Source organism: Campylobacter sp. BCW_6460 (assembly GCF_001762705.1).
Classification (GTDB): domain Bacteria; phylum Campylobacterota; class Campylobacteria; order Campylobacterales; family Campylobacteraceae; genus Campylobacter_D; species Campylobacter_D jejuni.
In genome coordinates, this window is sequence record NZ_MJXI01000034.1 from 26,703 (window position 1) to 45,525 (window position 18,823).

Here is an 18,823-nt window from a genome sequence, read left to right on the forward strand (position 1 = left end):
GAGTTTTTATGTGTAATTTTTCTTTTGAAGTTTTTCCACCAAGAAAGGATGAAAATATCAAAAATCTTCATGCTATCTTAGATGATTTAGGGCAATTAAGCCCTAATTTTATCAGCGTAACCTTTGGAGCTGGAGGCTCTGTTAACTCACAAAACACTTTAGAAATTGCAAGCTTAATCCAGAAAGAATATCAAATTCCTAGCATAGTACATTTACCTTGTATCCATTCTAGTAAAGAAAAAATCACTCAGATACTTCAAAAATGCAAAGAAAAAAATCTTAATCAAATTCTTGCCCTAAGAGGCGATATATGTGAGAATTTAGAAAAAAGCAAAGATTTTTCTTATGCTAGTGATTTAATTTCTTTTATAAAAAAACAAGAATATTTTGAAATTTATGCCGCATGCTATCCTGAAAAACATAATGAATCTAAAAATTTCATCGAGGATATACACCATCTTAAAACTAAGGTAAATGCAGGAACAGACAAGCTCATTACTCAACTTTTTTACGATAATGAAGATTTTTATACTTTTAAACAAAATTGTGCTTTAGCAGGTATTGACATACCTATTTACGCAGGTATTATGCCTATTACTAACAAAAGACAGGTTTTAAAAATTTCTCAACTTTGCGGAGCTAAAATCCCTCCTAAATTTGTTAAAATTTTAGAAAAATATGAAAATAATACTTTGGCTTTAGAAGATGCAGGTATCGCGTATGCTTGCGATCAAATTGTCGATTTAATCACAAGTGGCGTAGATGGAATTCATCTTTATACTATGAATAAATCCAAAGCAGCTATTAAAATTTATGAAGCTGTAAAGCATTTGCTTAAAGAAGAGCTTCGTGCTTAGAAAATAAACTATTTTTTGCTTTTATCTTAACTTATTTTCATTTTTTAGCTTATGGTTTTCTATAAGTAAAACAAAAATTAAAGATAAAAGCAAACCTGGTATAATACCCAAGCAAAGATAGAAAAAAGAATTATATTTAAAAAAGAAGAAAAGTGCGCCAAAAAGCATTAAAGCTAAAGATGCACCTTTAAAAAATTCTAAAATATAGATCAATGACCTTCCTCAACAACAGTTGCACCCGCTAAATATACATAAGTTAAAATCATAAAAATAAAAGCTTGTAAAAATGCCATAAAAGTTAAAAGCACATAAGCAGGAAGCGGAGCTATATAAGGAACTAAAGCTAAAATTACCATCAAAAATAAATCGTCACCTTTAATATTTCCAAACAAACGGAAGGACAAAGAAACCACACGAGAAAGATGAGAGACTATCTCTATAGGAAACATCAAAGGAGCTAAAAGTTTAATAGGTCCCATGAAATGAGCAAAATACTTTACAAAACCTTGTGCCCTAATACCCTCAAAATGATAATATACAAAAACTATAATAGCTAAGGACAAAGTCAAATTTAAACTTGCAGTTGGAGCGTGAAAACCAGGTATTATACCTATAATATTACTAAAAAACACTATAATCCCCAAAGTTGCAACCAAAGGAAGATATTTTCTTGCACCTTTTTCACTTCCCATGGTATCTCTACCCATAGATAAAACTCCCTCTAAAAAAGCCTCACCTAAATTTTGCATACCGCGTGGAACAAGTTGCATAGAACGAGTAGCCATCATAGCCACTATAACAGCAATTAAAGCTACCAAACCTATGTGAAAAAAATAAGAAAAAGTATGACTTGCATCAAGCAAAGAGCTAAATAAAAATAAATCTTTCATGGTTTCCTCAAAAATTTTATTCTAAACTCGAAATTTTAGCAAAATCTTACTTATATTTTAATGAAAATTTACATCCATTCTAAAACTTGCGAAAGTTCTTTAGCAACAAAACACTTAAGCCCTATATCTTCCAAAGGCTTAGAAGGAACAATGGCATTTTTAAATTTTTGCATTTTAGCTTCTTTTAAACGCGTATCAAGGCTAAAAACCTCTCTAATTTCTCCATTTAAACTAAGCTCCCCTATAAAAATACTATCTTTGCTCAAAGGGCGATTTTTAAAGCTTGAAATAATAGCTGCAACCACAGCCAAATCCGCCGCAGTTTCACTTACTTTTACTCCGCCGCTAATATTTACAAATACATCATAATGCCCTAAAGGAATTTCAAGTTTTCTTTCAAGCAAAGCCAAAAGCATATCTAAGCGATTTTTTTCATATCCTGTAGCGCTGCGTTTTGGGTAAGAACTTTCACACACTAAAGCTTGAACTTCTAAAACCAAGGCACGAGATCCTTCCATCACAACACCTAAAGCACTTCCTGAAATAGCCTTTCCACGAGTAAAAAAACGATTTGCTAAATCTTTTGCGCTGATCAAACCTTTAGCAGTCATCTCAAAAATACCTACTTCATTCGTTCCACCAAAACGATTTTTAAAGCCTCTTAAAAGTCTGATTTCTTTAGTGGCATCTCCTTCAAAATAAAGCACCACATCTACCATATGCTCAAGAACCCTAGGCCCTGCTATAGCACCTTCTTTAGTAATATGCCCTATGATAAAAGTACTGATATTATAAGCCTTGCTAACACGCATAAGTTCAAAAGTAATCTCACGCACCTGAGTGATGCTTCCTGCTGCTGAAGTGATTTTATTTGAATATAGAGTTTGTATAGAATCAACGATAAGAATGCTATAATCTTTTTTGTGCAATTCTTCTAAAATATTTTCAAGGCAAAGTTCAGTAAGTAAAAATAAATTCGGAGTATTAGCCTCAAGACGATCAGCTCTTAATTTAATCTGGGCTTTACTTTCTTCGCCACTGACATAAAGCACTTTTTTACCCTGTTTAGCTAAATTTGAAGCAATTTTTAACAAAAGCGTAGATTTTCCCACACCTGGACTTCCGCCTATAAGCACTAAAGAACCTTCAACAAGCCCTCCGCCTAAAACCAAATCAAGCTCATTATCATCTGTGCTGTATCTTGTAAAATGTTCTAACTCCACATCTTCAATACAAACAGCCTCACTTGTTTTCATACTAACTTGTGCAAGCTCTTTTAAAACTTTAATTTGCTCAGCTTTTAATTCTATAAAACTATCCCAAGCTCCACAATCAGGACATTTTCCAAGCCATTTGCTTTGTTGATTTCCACAAGCTTGGCATTCAAAAAGTGCTTTATTTTTTGCCATTATTCAAAAATAGGATCTAATAAAGTATCTAAGTAAGCATTTGCATTAAATTCTTGTAAATCCGTCATTTGCTCACCCACGCCTACATAAAAAATAGGAAGCTCAAGCTCTCTTGCTATACTAAAAAGTGCACCCCCTTTAGCTGTCCCATCAAGCTTTGTGATAATCACACCATCAAGTTTTACAAGCTCATTAAAAGCTTTAGCTTGTAAAATTCCAGCATTTCCCTGTGTTCCATCTAAAACTAAAATTTTTCTATGGGGTGCACCTTCTAAAGCTTTGTTTGAAATTCTCACAATTTTTTCAAGCTCATGGGCTAAATTTTTTTGATTTTGCAAACGCCCTGCTGTATCGATAATAACCCTATCAAAATCCTTTGCTTTTGCTTTAGAAATGGTATCAAAAGCAACCGCTGAAGGATCATGCCCTTGTGCAGTTAAAACTATATCTACATCCACTTTTTGCGCCCAAAGTTTTAATTGCTCAATCGCACCTGCTCTAAAAGTATCACACGCTCCTAAAATCACTTTTTGATTTTGGTTTTTATATAAATAAGCAAGTTTGGCAATACTTGTTGTTTTTCCCGCTCCATTTACTCCTAAAATAAGCTCTACAAAAGGTTTTTCTTGATTGGTTTCTTTTTTTTCATAAAGAAAATAAGAACCCATAACACGCTTTAAATCTTCTTTTTTTACTTCATTTTGAGGCGGTAAATAATAAATTATCTCTTCAACTATTTCATAACTTACATCTGCTTCAAGCAAAATTTCTTCAAGCAAATCTTTGGTTATCTTTTTATTCTCTCCTTTAACTCCAATAATATTTTCAAGAGTTTTTGCAAGTCCTTTTTTAAAAAAATTAAACATTAAAGTATAGCCTTTTGTATATCGATTTCTAGCATTTCTTCAGGAATAAGCCCTAAATACTGATTAATCAATTTAGAATGCTTGTTGTAAAGAAACATGGTAGGAATTCCATTTACCCCACCTAAAACTTTAGCTAAAAGATAGTTATTTTCACCATTAGAGACTTTATAAGATATTTTATGTTGTTCTATAAATTTTTGAATCTCCTCATTAGACTTATCCTCTAATAAAACTCCAACTATATTAAAATCATTGTTATACTTTTCTTGCAGTTTGTTAAGATGAGGAATTTCGGCAATACAAGGAGTACACCAAGTAGTAAAAAATACAAACAAAGTTGCCTTATCTTCATCGTTGAAATTTAAAACGGCATTTTCTTTTTTTACTGAAATTGATCCTCCATCAATCAAATTAAGTTTAAAATTCATATCATCACTTTGATTTATACTTGCCTCGGTGCTTAAATTTACATCATTTTGCTGTTTTTCTTTATCATTGCTACAAGCAACAAATAAACAAGATATTACCACTAGTAAAAGTATTTTTTTAATCTTCATTATTTATCAATCCTTTATTCTTCTTTATAAAAATGCTAAAATTATAACATATATAAGATAATATTTTTTTAAAGGCATATTAATGGAAAAAACAGATTTTAGGGCATTGCAAAAAATACGCCTTTTCAAACATTCAAAACTAAATTTCAAACAAGATTATAAAATATTTAAAGAATGTCTTAAAATAATAAAACTATTTAAAGCTAAAAATATTTTAATTTTTATTCCTTTGCATTATGAACCAAACTTAATAAAATTTCGCCATATTCTTAATAAAAATTACAAACTTTTTGTTCCATTTATGCAAGATAAAAGTTTAAAAATTGTAAAATTAAGATTGCCTTTTATTAAAAAAAGGTTTGGGGTTTTAGAGCCTATAGATTCTTTTTTTAAAGCAAAAATTGATTTAGCCATTGTGCCTGTAATTGGCGTCGATAAAAATTTAAAAAGAATAGGACATGGGCAAGGTTTTTATGATAGATTTTTTGAAAATTTAAATTACAAACCTCATATAATATTTGTCCAAAGTATAGATGCTTTAAGTCAAAATAATCTAACACAAAAGCATGATATTTCAGGAAAATTATACATAAACCCTTATAAAAAATATTACAAGAAAGAAAGAAAAAATGATAGAATCACTGATCGCATTTATAGCCGCTATAGTCGGACTCGGTATAGGATATTTAGTTGCAAAAAAAATCAATGATGCCAAATATGAAATTTTCGTAGAGCAAGCTAAAGCTAAAGCTAAAGCTATAGAATACGAAGCAGAGCTTATTTTAAAAGATGCAAAAAATTCAATTCTTAATGCAGAATTAGAAGTTAAAAAAAAATATGAAGAAAAAACTCACAAAATTCAAAAAGATTTTAATCAAAAATTTGATGATCTTTCTAAAAAAGAACAAAAACTTCAGCAAGAAGAAGAAAAACTAAAAGAAGATAAAGAATACCTTTGCAAGTCACAAAAACACATTCAAAACTTACAATCTGATGTTGATAAATTAAAAAATAAATATCAAGAAAAACTTGACGATGTTTTAAAAATTTTAGAACATTCTACAGGACTTACACAAAATGAAGCTAAAGCAATCATTCTTAAAAAAGTAGAAGAAAATTCTCGCGAGCAAATTGCACATATAGTAAGAAAATATGAAGAAGAAGCAAAAAATGAAGCCAAAAGAAAAGCTAATTTCATCATTGCTCAAGCTACCTCTCGTTTTGCAGGTGAATTTGCAGCTGAAAGACTTATCAATGTTATTAACATTAAAAACGATGAACTTAAAGGACGTATCATTGGTAAAGAAGGACGCAATGTTAAAACCTTAGAAATGGTTTTAGGTGTTGATATTATCATCGATGATACACCAGGTGCTATTATAGTAAGTTGTTTTAATCTTTATCGCCGTGCTATTGCTACAAAAGTTATAGAGCTTTTAGTTGAAGATGGCAGAATTCAACCCGCGCGCATAGAAGAAATTCACGAAAAAGTGTGTAAAGAATTTGATAGTGCTATTCTAGAAGAAGGCGAAACCATAGTTATGGATCTAGGTTTAAATAAAATACACCCTGAAATTGTAAAACTCATAGGAAAACTCAAATACCGCGCAAGCTATGGACAAAACGCTTTAGCACATTCTTTGGAAGTAGCTCACCTTGCAGGAATCATTGCTGCTGAGTGCGGTGGGGATGAAAACTTAGCACGTCGTGCGGGAATTTTACATGATATAGGAAAAGCATTAACCCATGATTTTGAAGGATCTCATGTGGATTTAGGCGCAGAACTTTGCAAACGCTATAAAGAGCATCCTGTAGTAATCAATGCTATTTACGCACACCATGGACACGAAGAAGCTGCAAGCATAGAATCAGCAGCTGTTTGTGCAGCAGACACTTTAAGTGCTGCACGACCTGGAGCTAGAAGAGAAGTGTTAGAAGCTTTCTTAAAAAGAGTCAGTGAGCTAGAAGATATCGCTAAAAGTAAAGAAGGGATTAAAAATGCCTATGCAATCAATGCCGGAAGAGAAATTCGCGTCATAGCCAATGCTCAGCTTGTTAATGATGATGAAAGTGTACTTTTGGCTAAGGAAATAGCAGCTGAAATTCAAGAAAAAATGCAATATCCTGGCGAAATTAAAGTCAATGTTATACGTGAACTTAGAGCTGTAGAATACGCTAAATAAGGTTTATTATGCAAGATATGATTGATACTTTAATAAAATATGGTTATATTGTTTTATTCTTTTACTCTTTAGGAGGTGGAATGGTTGGAATTTTAGCTGCAGGAGTTTTAAGTTCTCAAGGAAAAATGGATCTTAGTTTTTGCATTACTCTTGCTTTTATTGCTAATACCATAGGTTCAACTTTGCTTTTTATACTTGGAAAATATTATAAAAAAGATATTATGCCTTATTTTAAAAAACACCGACGCAAGCTAGCCCTTGCTATGATGAAAACAAAACAACACGGAATTATTTTATTTGTAACTCAAAAATTTATTTATGGTTTAAAAACTTTCATTCCCATAGCTGCAGGTATGGCAAAATATAATTTTATTAAATTTTTTATTATCAATACTCTAGCTAGTTTGGCATGGGCTATTGTTCTAGGTTTTGTTGCTTATACTTTTGGGTATGTTATTGAAGCAATTTTTGATAAACTGAGTTTATATCCTTATACTGCTCCTTTATTTTTATTATTTTTAGCTGGAATAATTTGGCTCTATTTAAGTAAATTTTCCAAAAAATAATGTCTCTATGGAATTCTTTTTCTTACTCTTTTAAAGAATTTCATTATTTATTTTTATCTGTTGTTATTATTTTTATTTTTAATATCCTTTTAGAATATAATAATTTTTTAAAATTTAAAAACCAAAAACATTACTTTATAAATAACGCTCTATTAACGCACCAATATACAAAATATAATAAAAAAAATAAAAAATACTGGGTTTTAAAGCTACAAACTGAAAACTTCACTTTTTATACTACAAGTTTTAAGGATTTAAATTTAAGCAAGAATCAACTTTTAAGCCTTAGAATTATCACCCATAATATTAACTTTAAAGACTATCTGAGCAAAAGTTTTTACGCACCTTCTTATGATTTTCAAAAATTAAAAGAAAAAGAATACAATCCCATTATATCTTACTTCTTAAATCAACATACAAATGAAAAAATTAAAGAATTTTATGGTGCTTTATTTTTTGCACTGCCCATATCTTTAGAGCTTAGAAACGATGTAAATTACTACGGCATAGCACACCTTATAGCAATTAGCGGTTATCACATAGGCTTGCTTTTTAGTTTAATTTTCTTTATTTTAGCTCCAATTTATAGTTTTTTCCAAAAAAGATATTTTCCTTATAGAAATTTACGTTTAGATTTAAGTATTTTAATTTTTACACTACTTTTAGCTTATGCTTGTTTAATAGGATTTGTCCCTTCTTTTGTGCGCTCCTTGATTATGGCTTTTTGGGTTTTTTATCTATTGTGTAAAAATATAAAAATTATTAATTTCTTTACGCTTTTTTGTAGTATTTTATTATGCATTTCTCTTTACCCTAGACTTTTATTTAGCATTGGATTTTTATTTTCTATTTTAGGTGTTTTTTATATTTTTTTATATATGCATCATTTTGCAAATAAATTTAATAATCTTATAAATATTATTTTGCTTAATATTTGGACTTTTTTTGCTATGGTTTTACCTGTGCTTTATTTTTTTCCACTTATAAGCTACCAACAAATTTTAGGTATTATTTTGAGTGGAATTTTTGTAATATTTTATCCTTTAGTATTATTTTTACATCTTATAAACTATGGAGATTTGTTCAATTTTATCTTAGATGAATTTTTTAAATTTAAAATTTATGGAACTAATATCCATATCCCATTTTGGATTTTTATAAGTTATCTTATTGTTTCTTTAATCTCTGTGCGATTTAAATATCTAGCTTTTCTTTGTATTTTTGCGAATTTTATTCCCTTCATTATGATTGTGATTTAGAAAATAATAGAGTTTAAGCCCAAAAAGATAAATAATCCAAGAAATATAAATCCAAATAAAAAAGAATAAAATAGTAGAAAAAGATCCATAAACACTAGCGTATGTTTTATTATATACCACATAATATACAAACAAATTTTTTCCTATATACCAAATAGCACCCGCTCCAAAAGATACTAAAGCTAAACTTCTAAGAGTTCCCTTATGAACAGAACTTGAATAAGATATAAAAAATAAACCCCAAATAATTACAAAGGGTAAAATTTCAAAAAAATTAAACCCTATTTTATAATCATCTAAAGTTTGTTGGATAAAACCTGAAATATAAAAACTAAGCCCAAGCCCTAAAGGAACAAGAGTCAAAAGAGTCCAATAAGAACTAATGCTTTGCCAAAGTCCTTTAGGTTCATTTTTAGTAATACGATTGATTACAAAATCATAGCCTGAAAAAAAAGCTAAAGAAGTAAATGCCATAGCAATAAGACCTACAATACCCAAATTTACACTATTTTTTAAAAAAGTATCGATGTAAGTAGCAACAACATCTTGTTGCGTTGGTATTAAAAAAGCAAAAATTACTTGCTTTGCTTTTTCATAATAAGCTTTAAAACTAGAAATTTGCGTAAAAACAGAAAAACATACAAATAAAATAGGTATTAAAGATAATACAGTATAAAAACTAAGCGCTGCTGCATAATTTAAAATTTCCTTATCACGCAAATTTAGCAAAATAGTAAAAAAATTTTTCACCTTCTAAAGTCCCATTTTAAAAGGATTTAGTATATTATTTGGATCAAAAGCTTTTTTAATATTTCTCATTAAATTCATTTCGGCTTCAGAAAAAGCTAAATTCATAAAAGGTGCTTTAGAGAGTCCGATACCATGCTCTCCGCTTAAAGTTCCTCCAAGTTTCACTGTTAATTTAAAAATCTCTTCCACAGCTTCATAGCCTTTTTTCACTTGCTCTTGATCATTTTTATCAGGAACCATCACATTAGTATGCACATTTCCATCCCCTGTATGCCCAAAACAAGGAATTTTAAAACCATATCTTTTAGAAATCTCATCTATACCTTCAAGCAAGGCAGGTAGTTTAGAACGCGGAACTGTAATATCTTCATTAAGTTTTAAAGTTCCATACATGGCAATGCTTTGAGAACAATTTCTTCTAGCAAACCAAATATCTGCGGCTTCTTGTTCGTCTTTTGCTATTTTAAATTCACTAGCTCCAGCTTCTAAAAAATAATGTTCTAAATTTCTTAAATCCTCATCAATAGCTTCTTTAACATTACCATCCACATCAGCAATCAAAATAGCACCAGCTTCTATAGGCAAACCTTTATTAAATTTACTCTCAACCGCTCTAATGCTAAGATTGTCTAAAAATTCCATAGATACAGGACTTACACCGCTAGCAAGACTTTTGTAAACCGCATTCATAGCACTTTTTACACTTGGAAAAATAGCAAAAGCGGTTTTTTTGAATTTAGGTAAAGGCATTAATTTTAAAGTAAGCTCACTTAAAACTGCCAAAGAACCTTCACTAGCGATTAAAATTCCTGCCAAATTATAACCTGCCACATCTTTAATAGTGCGTTTTCCTGCACGAATGATTTCTCCGCTAGGCAAAACAGCCCTTAAAGCCATCACATAATCTTTTGTAATGCCATATTTTGCAGCTCTCATTCCCCCAGCATTTTCGCTTACATTACCCCCTAAGCTAGAATACTCCATGCTAGCAGGGTCAGGCGGGTAAAAAAGTCCGTATTTAGCCACTTCTTTTTGTAAATGTATATTAATAACCCCAGGTTGCACAACAGCCACTAAATTTTCAAGATCAATTTCCAAAATTTTATTCATATGCTTTTCAAAAGCAAGCACCACACCGCCATTAACAGCTAAAGCTCCTCCTGTAAAACCAGATCCTGAGCCTCGCGGTATGACTATGATATTATTTTCATTGCAAAATTTTAAAATTTGAGCAATATCTTCTTCATTTCTTGGAAAAAGAACCCCATCGGGTAAATAATGCTTTTTTGTCGCATCATAGCTATAAGCTCTTTTGTGAATTTCATCAAAATAAGCGTTTTCTTCTCCTAAAAATCGTTTAAAATATTGTTCAAATTCTTTTTTCATGTTTATTGCACCTTGGGAAGATTAATCAAAGCATCATAATACCTATAATAATTTCCTATTTCTTGAGAGTTAAAATCAAAAAAATTACTTTTATATCCACCTATACGAGAATAAAAAGGAACCTGAACGCTAGTTGGCTTGCTTATAGGCACTTCATAAAGCTTATTAAAATCTTGACAATCCACAACTTCTGCTTGGTTTTCCAAAGCCACAACCAAAATGCCAACCGCATTATCATCACAAAATTGCCTAAAATCTGAACGCTTAGGAGAAAGAGTGGCCGTTCTAATTAATTGTGCTCCAAAAATGTCAATATGGGTAAAATATATCTGCGGAAATTCTCTAACAAGTTCATTATAAGTTTGTTCATCAGGAGCAATTACCAATCCTCTATCATAAAGAAAATTTAAAACAACCTCATCACCTACTTTAGGTAAAACATTTGGTAAAGGCAAAGCATCTTGCTTAAGAGCTGAAAAAACACTAAATTCTAATTTTGCCAAACCATTTTTTTTATCTATAACACTTGCTCTAGCGATGATACTTTGCGAATTGCTAAAATGTTGCACTACTACACCACTTGAATAAAGTTTTATATCATCACTATCTTTAATATAACCATAAATATCATCAACTTTTACAAGTTTACTTTTTATAGGTTTTAAATCAAATCCAACCGCAAAGAGACTAAGGTTTAAAGCTAAAAAACACACTATAGTTTTAAACAAATTTACTCCTTAAATAAAAATTTATAGAATTATAATCCTTTTTTGTTAAGCAATTGTAAGAAAAATAAAGTAAAATATAGCTTTCAAATTTCAAAATTCTTTTAAAAATTAAGGTTATCTCATGAAAAAATTATTGCTTTTATTTATTTTTGTTGTTCAAAGTTTTGCAGCTTTAAGTGTTGAAGAGCTAACTTGGGATAATGGGGATACCTTACTTAAATTCTTACAAAGAAATTCCATACCTATGTCGCTTTATTATGGACTTGATAGAGAAGATCAAGAGCTTGCTTCTGATATAGCCTACAAAATAAAATATCAAGTTTTAAAAGATGAAAACAACAACATAGAACAAGTTTTAATTCCAATTAGTGATGATTTACAAATTCATATCTATAAAGATAAAGGTGGACAATACACTCTTGCTTTTACTCCTGTATCTTATCAAAAAGAAGATAGAATTTTACATTTAACCATTAAAAGCTCTGCTTATCAAGATGTCTATGAAGAAAGTGGTAGCAGCACTTTAGCTCGTGCTATGGTTCGTGCTTTTCGAGGAAGTATAAATTTTCGCAATATCCAAAAAGGTGATGAAGTAACCCTATATTATGAACAAAAAAGACGCATGGGTAAACTTTGGGGTGATATAAATATAAAAATGGCAATGGTAGAAATCAATAAAAGCGCAAGAGAAGTCTTTTCTTATAATGATATATTCTATGATCGTGATGGCAAAGAATTGGAATCTTTTTTGCTTACAAAACCTGTGAATTACACTAGAATTTCTTCTCCTTTTACAACAGCAAGATATCATCCTATATTAAAACGCTATCGCGCCCATCTTGGTATAGACTATGCTGCACCTACCGGAACCCCCGTGAAAAGTGCTGGCAAAGGAGTAGTAACCTTTATAGGCACAAAAGGTGGTTATGGAAATGTAATTCAAATCAAGCATGACTCAGGTTATATGACTTTATATGCTCATCTTAGTCGTTTTGCAAAAATTAAAAACGGACAAAAGGTAAATCAAGGACAAGTAATTGCATATGTTGGTTCAACTGGTATGAGCACAGGTCCTCATTTGCATTTTGGAGTATATTTAAATAATAGAGCTATAAATCCTGCATCTGTTGTAAAAATCGCCAAATCAGAACTTAGTGGAAAAGCGAAAGAGAATTTTAAACATATCATAGCTGGATACGAGCAGGTTGTTAAAGAAGCCCTAGCTTCAAATCAACCCAATCCTCCAAAAGAAGAAGATTTTGAAAACTATATAGAATTTTAATTACTCAACAACGCTTTATCTTTTGCATTGATTAAAGAATTTAGAAGAGTTGCAAGCTCTTCTTTTTCTTTTTCATTAATTTCACAAAAATCCGCATCAATCAATTGTTTCACCAAAGCTTCATTTAGCAAATCCCCATCGCCAAATTCTCTAGCTTTTTGAATGATTTTTAACACTCTTAAATCTTTTCTTTCGTACATTTTAATCCTTTAAATAAACCACACTCACAAAACGCTTAGTCGTTTTATCTCGACGATAAGAAAAAAAACTCTCATCATCAAAGCTACAAATTCCACAATCTTTAATATTTTCAATGCCTAAATTTTGCGCTTGAAATTTTACTAAAGCTTTTAAATCAAGTTTATCGTCTTGAACAAATTCTTTAAATTCTTTTTTAGCAAATTCTAAAATTTCTCCATCTATTTCATAATTTTTAGCACAAATTCCAGGCAGGATAAAAAGATGAAATTTATTTTTATCTAAATGTGAATTTTGCATAGCAATTTGATCAACGCATTCTTTTAGGATATTTTCAAAGCTTCCTTTTCTACCTGAATGCAAAGCTGCTATAATGCCACTTTCATGATATAAAATTAAAGGCAAACAATCCGCACTTAAAACACAAAGAGCAGTATTTTTTTCCTTACTTATAAGCCCATCACAACTGAGATTTTTTAAATTTTTATCATAAATAATAACTTTATGAGAGTGAATTTGATCCATAAAAACACATTTTTCAATGTCTTTAAAACCTAAATGAGAAAATAAATTCTCATTATGAATTTTAGCCCTAAAAACATTATAATCCTTATCAAAAGCACAAAAAATACCGACTTTATCATTTTCTAATAAAGATAAGAAATTCTTTCCACTTCTTCCCATGATAATCCTTTGTTTTTGCCTTGTAATTGTGCATAAATATAACGAGCAAGCAAATCACTTTCTATGTTGATTTTTCTACCTACTTGATAGTCTTTAAAAAGCGTTTCTTTAAAGGTAATAGGAATAATAGTAAGCCTAATACCATTTTTTAAAATTTCATTGATAGTAAGACTTACTCCATCAACACCTATACTTCCTTTTTCTGCCATAAATTTCATAGCTTCTTTAGGTAAAGATATATGAAAATCTACTCCATTTTCATCTTTTTGAATTTTTTCAAGTGTGCCAATAAAATCAATATGTCCTTGCATAAGATGTCCATCAATTCTATCACCGTATCTTAAAGCAGATTCTATATGAACTTTATCTTTTAAATTTTCTATAGCTATATGAGTGCGACTTTCACGAGAAAGCTCCACTTCAAAACCTCCCTCATAAAGTTTTGTTACACTCAAACAAGCTCCATTCACAGCTATACTATCGCCAAGATTTGGGCGATATTTTGCTTTTAAACTTAAAGTATTGTTTTGATAAGATTGAACTTTAGCAATTTCTCTTATGAGTCCATTAAACATTTTTTACCTTAAAAAATCTTATTTAATAATTTATTTACCGCTTTATCTACTTTATCGCCTGTACTTTTAGCACCATCACTCACACCACCACCTACTACATTTTTAATAGAATTTAACACACTTCCTGCATTTAAATTTACTTTAGGGTTTTCCGTAGTTCCTGTAATGCTTCCTTTAAAATTGGCTCTATCGAGTTTAATATCAAAAGGCAAATTTAAAGCCCCGCTTTTAGAATTTAAAGCTCCTGATTGTACTAAAATATAAGAACGATCTGCTTGCATATTAAGATCAAGTTTGATATTTTCTTTTTTAATCAAAGCTTTAGCATTAACAGTGCGATAAACATCATTTGTAATATCTTTTAGCGTTAAAATTTTTAAAGCATTGGTAATAAGATTTGGTTTTAATTTACCCTCTTTCATGTCCAAATTAACCTCGCCTTCTTCGCTTAAAAGATTGTAATTTGCCTTCACATCTGCCTTGCCTTGATAAACATCCATAAAGTCCAAACTTTGAGCTAGACTACTTAAATCCACTCCATTTAAATCAGCAAGCAAAAGGTTATTTTTAAGTGTGCTTTGAAGCTTCCCTTCAAATAAATTTGGACTATTTACAACAAAATTTAAACTCTTATCAAAACCTACCTTTCCATTAAATTCTGCCTTACCTTTAAGTTTTCTATCCAACAAAAAGCCTAGTTTTGAAAAATCATTTATCTTTAGACTAAAATCCGAATTTAAAAGCATTTTGCCTATATCAAAACTTCCTTGTAGTTTTGTAAGATCAGCTAAAGATGAATTTAAAACGGAATCAAATTGAGCGATATTGTTTTTAAAATTAATTTTGGTATTTAAATCATAACTTGTATTGTTTGGAAAATTTTTATTTAAAATGTTACTTAAAGTTGTAGCATTTAAAATACCTTTAGCTTCTAAATTTGCTTTACCATTAAGGTTGTTAAATTCGATATTATCTAAATTAACTTTTGCATTAACAATCCCACTGGCATAATTTGGCATACCTGCTATAACAAAAAGTTTAGATAAATCAAGTTTATCAATGTTTAAATCAAGTTTTTTACCATTTGAATCAGCCTTGATTACACCATCTGCCAAATTTGCATTTGCATTTAAATTTTGTATTTGAGTGCCTATAATATGAGCTTTTGCAGTAAGATCTGCCTTACCTTGTAATTTTTGTCCTGCTATAGTACTAAACTGAGACAAGTCATCAATAAAAGCATTTAAATCTGTATTTAACTCACTATTTTTTAAATTATAAGTTCCTTGAAGTTTTTTAATATTAAGCAAATTTGAAGCAAGTAAAGCATTGTAAGAAATATTGCTATTTTTTGCATTTGCTTTAGTATCAAGACTAAAAATTGTATTTGGAAGTTCTATTTTGGCTATTTTTTTAAGCTCATTGGTGTTAATCTTTGCATTGTTTATTTTTGCTTCAAGATCGAAATTAGAAAAATCTAAATCCGCATTTAGAAGTTTAGCATTTAAATTTCCAGAAACCAAAGCTCCATATCCTGCAAGAGCTAATAATTTTTCCAAACTTACTTCATTAATATCTGCAAAAATTTTATTATTTTTCAAACTTGCCTTTACCTCTCCACCAAGTCCGATAACTTGAGCATTTAAACTTGATAAGGCATTATTTACAACACTTGTTTGACCTATCACACCCAAACTACCATTTAGTCTAGTTTTTGTAAGTTTTTCAAGCTTTGCAAGAGAAGGAATACTTAAATTAAAATCAGTACTTAAAGCATTCTTGCTAATATCATAAAGAGTTTTTTGGGTTTGCAAGTTAAGATAATCATTGTAAATTTTACTTACAGCATAAATCTTATCTTCTTTAACATTGGCCAAAATTTCTGCTTTAGGATTAGAATTTAAAGGCAAGTCTAAAGAAAAATCTTTTTTTATCGCCTCATAGTTTATATAACTTGTATCAAGTTTTATGATAATATTTCCATTAGGTTTTAAATTCTGTGCTGAAATTTTTGCTTGAGCATTTAAAAAACCTTTAGCGTAACTAGGGTAAGATAAAAGATGAAGTATTTCTTCTACCTTAAGATTTTGCGCATCTAAATTTAAAGCAATAGGATTGTAATTATACATTCTTGCATTTAAAAGTACATTTGAACCTAATAAATAACCTTTTCCATCTAAAGTAAAATCACTTGCTTTACCTTGAATCTTACCGCCAAAAGAAAGGTTTTGATTTAAATTTAAACCTAAATTTTTAGCATAATTTTGATTTAAAGAAATAAGATAGTCAAAATCAAATCCAAGCTTAAAAGGACTCAAAGCTCCCTTGAGATTGAAATCTGCCATATTTGCGATATTTGCTTGCAGTTCAAGACTTGAAAAACGCAAATTAAAATGCGTGATATTTACGTCTAATCCCGCACTTTCTTTGATCTTTTTTTGCGCTATATTTACCACTATATTATTACCAAAACTTGTGAAAAGTATGGTATAAATAGCAATTAAAAGCACAACAACAAAAGCTATAACTCCATAAAAAATCTTTTTCATTTTTATCCTTTAGTTTATTTTATAAAATAACTTTAGTCTATAAAACTAAACTTTTATAAATATTTTAATTTAAAGTATTGACAAAATTCATTTTTTATAGTATGATTTTATCACTCTAAATAAAAGAGTGCTAAAATCAATATTTTTAAGGATGGACAAAAATGAATTTTCAACCTTTAGGAAAGCGTGTTCTAGTTAAACGCGTTGAAGAAACCAAAACAACAGCCTCAGGCATAATTATACCAGATAATGCTAAAGAAAAGCCTTTAATGGGTGAAGTAGTGGCAGTAAGTAAAGAAATCACTGATATTGCAAATGGTGATAAAATCGTGTTTGCTAAATACGGTGGAACAGAAATTAAACTTGATAATAATGAATATTTAGTTTTAAATTTAGATGATATCTTAGGAATTTTAAAATAATTTATAAAAAGGATAAAAAATGGCAAAAGAAATTATTTTTTCAGATGAAGCAAGAAATAAACTTTATGAGGGTGTTAAAAAACTTAATGACGCGGTAAAAGTAACTATGGGGCCAAGAGGACGCAATGTTTTAATCCAAAAAAGCTTTGGTGCTCCAAGCATTACTAAAGATGGCGTAAGTGTTGCTAAAGAAGTAGAACTTAAAGACAGTCTTGAAAATATGGGTGCTTCACTTGTAAGAGAAGTAGCAAGCAAAACAGCTGATCAAGCAGGGGATGGAACAACTACTGCAACGGTTTTAGCTCATGCAATTTTCAAAGAAGGTTTAAGAAATATCACAGCAGGTGCAAATCCTATTGAAGTAAAACGCGGTATGGATAAGGCTTGCGAAGCTATAGTAGGCGAACTTAAAAAACTTTCTCGCGAAGTAAAAGATAAAAAAGAAATTGCACAAGTTGCTACAATCTCAGCCAACTCTGATGAAAAAATCGGAAATTTAATCGCTGATGCCATGGAAAAAGTGGGCAAAGATGGTGTTATCACTGTTGAAGAGGCAAAATCAATCAATGATGAATTAAATGTAGTTGAAGGTATGCAATTTGACAGAGGTTATTTAAGCCCTTATTTTATCACTAATGCAGAAAAAATGACAGTAGAGCTTTCAAGCCCTTATATCCTGCTTTTTGATAAAAAAATTGCAAATTTAAAAGATTTATTACCGGTTTTAGAACAAATTCAAAAAACAGGCAAGCCACTTTTAATTATCGCTGAAGATATTGAAGGTGAAGCGCTTGCAACTTTGGTTGTAAATAAACTTCGCGGTGTTCTTAATATTTCAGCCGTAAAAGCTCCAGGTTTTGGCGATAGAAGAAAAGCTATGCTTGAAGATATAGCAATTTTAACAGGCGGAGAAGTGATTTCTGAAGAACTTGGAAGAACTCTTGAAAGTGCGACCATACAAGATCTTGGACAAGCTTCTAGCGTAATCATCGATAAAGACAATACAACCATAGTAAATGGCGCAGGTGAAAAAGCAAATATCGATGCAAGAGTAAATCAAATCAAAGCACAAATTGCTGAAACAACTTCAGATTATGACAGAGAAAAATTGCAAGAAAGACTTGCAAAATTAAGCGGTGGTGTTGCAGTGATTAAAGTAGGTGCAGCAACTGAAACTGAAATGAAAGAGAAAAAAGATCGTGTTGATGATGCTTTAAGTGCTACTAAAGCAGCAGTTGAAGAAGGTATAGTAATTGGTGGTGGTGCAGCACTTATCAAAGCAAAAGCTAAAATCAAACTTGATTTAAAAGGTGATGAAGCAATTGGTGCAGCTATCGTTGAAAGAGCTTTAAGAGCACCTTTAAGACAAATTGCTGAAAATGCAGGATTTGATGCAGGTGTGGTTGTAAATAGCGTAGAAAATGCTAAAGATGAAAACACAGGATTTGATGCTGCAAAAGGTGAATATGTCAATATGCTTGAAAGTGGAATTATCGACCCTGTTAAAGTAGAAAGAGTAGCTTTACTTAACGCAGTTTCTGTAGCTAGTATGCTTTTAACCACAGAAGCAACAATTAGTGAAATTAAAGAAGATAAACCTGCTATGCCAGATATGAGCGGTATGGGAGGAATGGGTGGTATGGGCGGAATGATGTAATATCT

The 18,823-nt window shown here is 30.5% G+C and carries 20 protein-coding genes; 8 read left to right on the plus strand and 12 right to left on the minus strand.

What is annotated here, in order from left to right:
* Window positions 1–8: 8 nt before the first annotated feature.
* Complete coding sequence (gene metF, locus AJ881_RS06630) at window positions 9–857, plus strand: methylenetetrahydrofolate reductase [NAD(P)H] (protein ID WP_052949266.1); 849 nt, start codon at window positions 9–11, stop codon at window positions 855–857.
* Between the two features lie 21 nt (window positions 858–878).
* Here the strand turns inward: metF and AJ881_RS06635 are convergent, their stop codons facing one another.
* The 5 genes from AJ881_RS06635 to AJ881_RS06655 all read right to left on the minus strand — a co-directional run bounded on the left by AJ881_RS06635 (window position 879) and on the right by AJ881_RS06655 (window position 4,579).
* Complete coding sequence (locus AJ881_RS06635; RefSeq protein ID WP_002852856.1) at window positions 879–1,070, minus strand: membrane protein; 192 nt, start codon at window positions 1,068–1,070, stop codon at window positions 879–881.
* Window positions 1,067–1,747: a F0F1 ATP synthase subunit A gene (locus tag AJ881_RS06640; protein WP_002858390.1), complete on the minus strand. Its 681-nt coding sequence runs from the start codon at window positions 1,745–1,747 to the stop codon at window positions 1,067–1,069. The genes AJ881_RS06635 and AJ881_RS06640 overlap by 4 nt, the downstream gene beginning before the upstream one ends.
* Before the next feature lie 68 nt (window positions 1,748–1,815).
* Window positions 1,816–3,156: a DNA repair protein RadA gene (radA, locus tag AJ881_RS06645; protein ID WP_002870828.1), complete on the minus strand. Its 1,341-nt coding sequence runs from the start codon at window positions 3,154–3,156 to the stop codon at window positions 1,816–1,818.
* Window positions 3,156–4,022 (minus strand): signal recognition particle-docking protein FtsY, encoded by an 867-nt coding sequence (ftsY, locus tag AJ881_RS06650; RefSeq protein ID WP_070283116.1) that lies wholly within the window; start codon window positions 4,020–4,022, stop codon window positions 3,156–3,158. The genes radA and ftsY overlap by 1 nt, the downstream gene beginning before the upstream one ends.
* Complete coding sequence (locus tag AJ881_RS06655; RefSeq protein WP_070240410.1) at window positions 4,022–4,579, minus strand: TlpA family protein disulfide reductase; 558 nt, start codon at window positions 4,577–4,579, stop codon at window positions 4,022–4,024. The genes ftsY and AJ881_RS06655 overlap by 1 nt, the downstream gene beginning before the upstream one ends.
* A gap of 82 nt (window positions 4,580–4,661) precedes the next feature.
* On the opposite strand from AJ881_RS06655, the gene AJ881_RS06660 reads away from it, so the two are divergent.
* From AJ881_RS06660 to AJ881_RS06675, 4 genes are read left to right on the plus strand one after another with little or no spacing between them, the layout of a single operon-like run.
* Window positions 4,662–5,288: a 5-formyltetrahydrofolate cyclo-ligase gene (locus AJ881_RS06660; RefSeq protein ID WP_070283115.1), complete on the plus strand. Its 627-nt coding sequence runs from the start codon at window positions 4,662–4,664 to the stop codon at window positions 5,286–5,288.
* On the plus strand, window positions 5,209–6,762 hold the full coding sequence (rny, locus tag AJ881_RS06665) for a ribonuclease Y (RefSeq protein WP_070283114.1): 1,554 nt from the start codon (window positions 5,209–5,211) through the stop codon (window positions 6,760–6,762). The genes AJ881_RS06660 and rny overlap by 80 nt, the downstream gene beginning before the upstream one ends.
* A gap of 8 nt (window positions 6,763–6,770) precedes the next feature.
* On the plus strand, window positions 6,771–7,328 hold the full coding sequence (locus tag AJ881_RS06670; RefSeq protein WP_070283113.1) for a DedA family protein: 558 nt from the start codon (window positions 6,771–6,773) through the stop codon (window positions 7,326–7,328).
* Window positions 7,328–8,587: a ComEC/Rec2 family competence protein gene (locus tag AJ881_RS06675; protein WP_070240407.1), complete on the plus strand. Its 1,260-nt coding sequence runs from the start codon at window positions 7,328–7,330 to the stop codon at window positions 8,585–8,587. Before AJ881_RS06670 ends, AJ881_RS06675 begins: the two co-directional genes overlap by 1 nt.
* Here the strand turns inward: AJ881_RS06675 and AJ881_RS06680 are convergent.
* The 3 genes from AJ881_RS06680 to AJ881_RS06690 are packed head-to-tail and all read right to left on the minus strand — an operon-like array spanning window position 8,531 to window position 11,451.
* The gene (locus AJ881_RS06680; RefSeq protein ID WP_002870834.1) at window positions 8,531–9,337 is read right to left on the minus strand and encodes a YihY/virulence factor BrkB family protein; all 807 of its coding nucleotides are present in this window, start codon (window positions 9,335–9,337) and stop codon (window positions 8,531–8,533) included. The genes AJ881_RS06675 and AJ881_RS06680 overlap by 57 nt on opposite strands.
* Before the next feature lie 3 nt (window positions 9,338–9,340).
* Window positions 9,341–10,723 carry an FAD-linked oxidase C-terminal domain-containing protein gene (locus AJ881_RS06685; protein ID WP_002861914.1) on the minus strand — a complete coding sequence of 461 codons (1,383 nt, stop codon included), beginning with the start codon at window positions 10,721–10,723 and terminating at the stop codon, window positions 9,341–9,343.
* A 2-nt stretch (window positions 10,724–10,725) separates the two neighbouring features.
* Window positions 10,726–11,451: a plasminogen-binding N-terminal domain-containing protein gene (locus AJ881_RS06690; protein WP_070283112.1), complete on the minus strand. Its 726-nt coding sequence runs from the start codon at window positions 11,449–11,451 to the stop codon at window positions 10,726–10,728.
* A 121-nt stretch (window positions 11,452–11,572) separates the two neighbouring features.
* On the opposite strand from AJ881_RS06690, the gene AJ881_RS06695 reads away from it, so the two are divergent.
* The gene (locus AJ881_RS06695; protein ID WP_070248819.1) at window positions 11,573–12,733 is read left to right on the plus strand and encodes a M23 family metallopeptidase; all 1,161 of its coding nucleotides are present in this window, start codon (window positions 11,573–11,575) and stop codon (window positions 12,731–12,733) included.
* Here AJ881_RS06695 and AJ881_RS06700 read toward each other — a convergent pair.
* Genes AJ881_RS06700 through AJ881_RS06715 form a run of 4 tightly spaced genes read right to left on the minus strand, consistent with a single transcriptional unit; the run spans window position 12,730 to window position 16,739 of the window.
* Window positions 12,730–12,933: a hypothetical protein gene (locus AJ881_RS06700; RefSeq protein WP_002853612.1), complete on the minus strand. Its 204-nt coding sequence runs from the start codon at window positions 12,931–12,933 to the stop codon at window positions 12,730–12,732. The genes AJ881_RS06695 and AJ881_RS06700 overlap by 4 nt on opposite strands.
* A gap of 1 nt (window position 12,934) precedes the next feature.
* Window positions 12,935–13,615: a polyphenol oxidase family protein gene (locus AJ881_RS06705; RefSeq protein ID WP_002880585.1), complete on the minus strand. Its 681-nt coding sequence runs from the start codon at window positions 13,613–13,615 to the stop codon at window positions 12,935–12,937.
* Entirely contained in the window at window positions 13,579–14,190 is a 612-nt protein-coding gene (locus tag AJ881_RS06710) for a riboflavin synthase (protein ID WP_044779063.1), read from the minus strand. The genes AJ881_RS06705 and AJ881_RS06710 overlap by 37 nt, the downstream gene beginning before the upstream one ends.
* Window positions 14,191–14,198: 8 nt before the next feature.
* Window positions 14,199–16,739 carry a hypothetical protein gene (locus AJ881_RS06715; RefSeq protein ID WP_070283111.1) on the minus strand — a complete coding sequence of 847 codons (2,541 nt, stop codon included), beginning with the start codon at window positions 16,737–16,739 and terminating at the stop codon, window positions 14,199–14,201.
* A gap of 161 nt (window positions 16,740–16,900) precedes the next feature.
* On the opposite strand from AJ881_RS06715, the gene groES reads away from it, so the two are divergent.
* Window positions 16,901–17,161 carry a co-chaperone GroES gene (gene groES, locus AJ881_RS06720; protein WP_002825273.1) on the plus strand — a complete coding sequence of 87 codons (261 nt, stop codon included), beginning with the start codon at window positions 16,901–16,903 and terminating at the stop codon, window positions 17,159–17,161.
* Window positions 17,162–17,180: 19 nt separating this feature from the next.
* Entirely contained in the window at window positions 17,181–18,818 is a 1,638-nt protein-coding gene (gene groL, locus AJ881_RS06725) for a chaperonin GroEL (RefSeq protein ID WP_044779061.1), read from the plus strand.
* Window positions 18,819–18,823 lie beyond the last annotated feature (5 nt).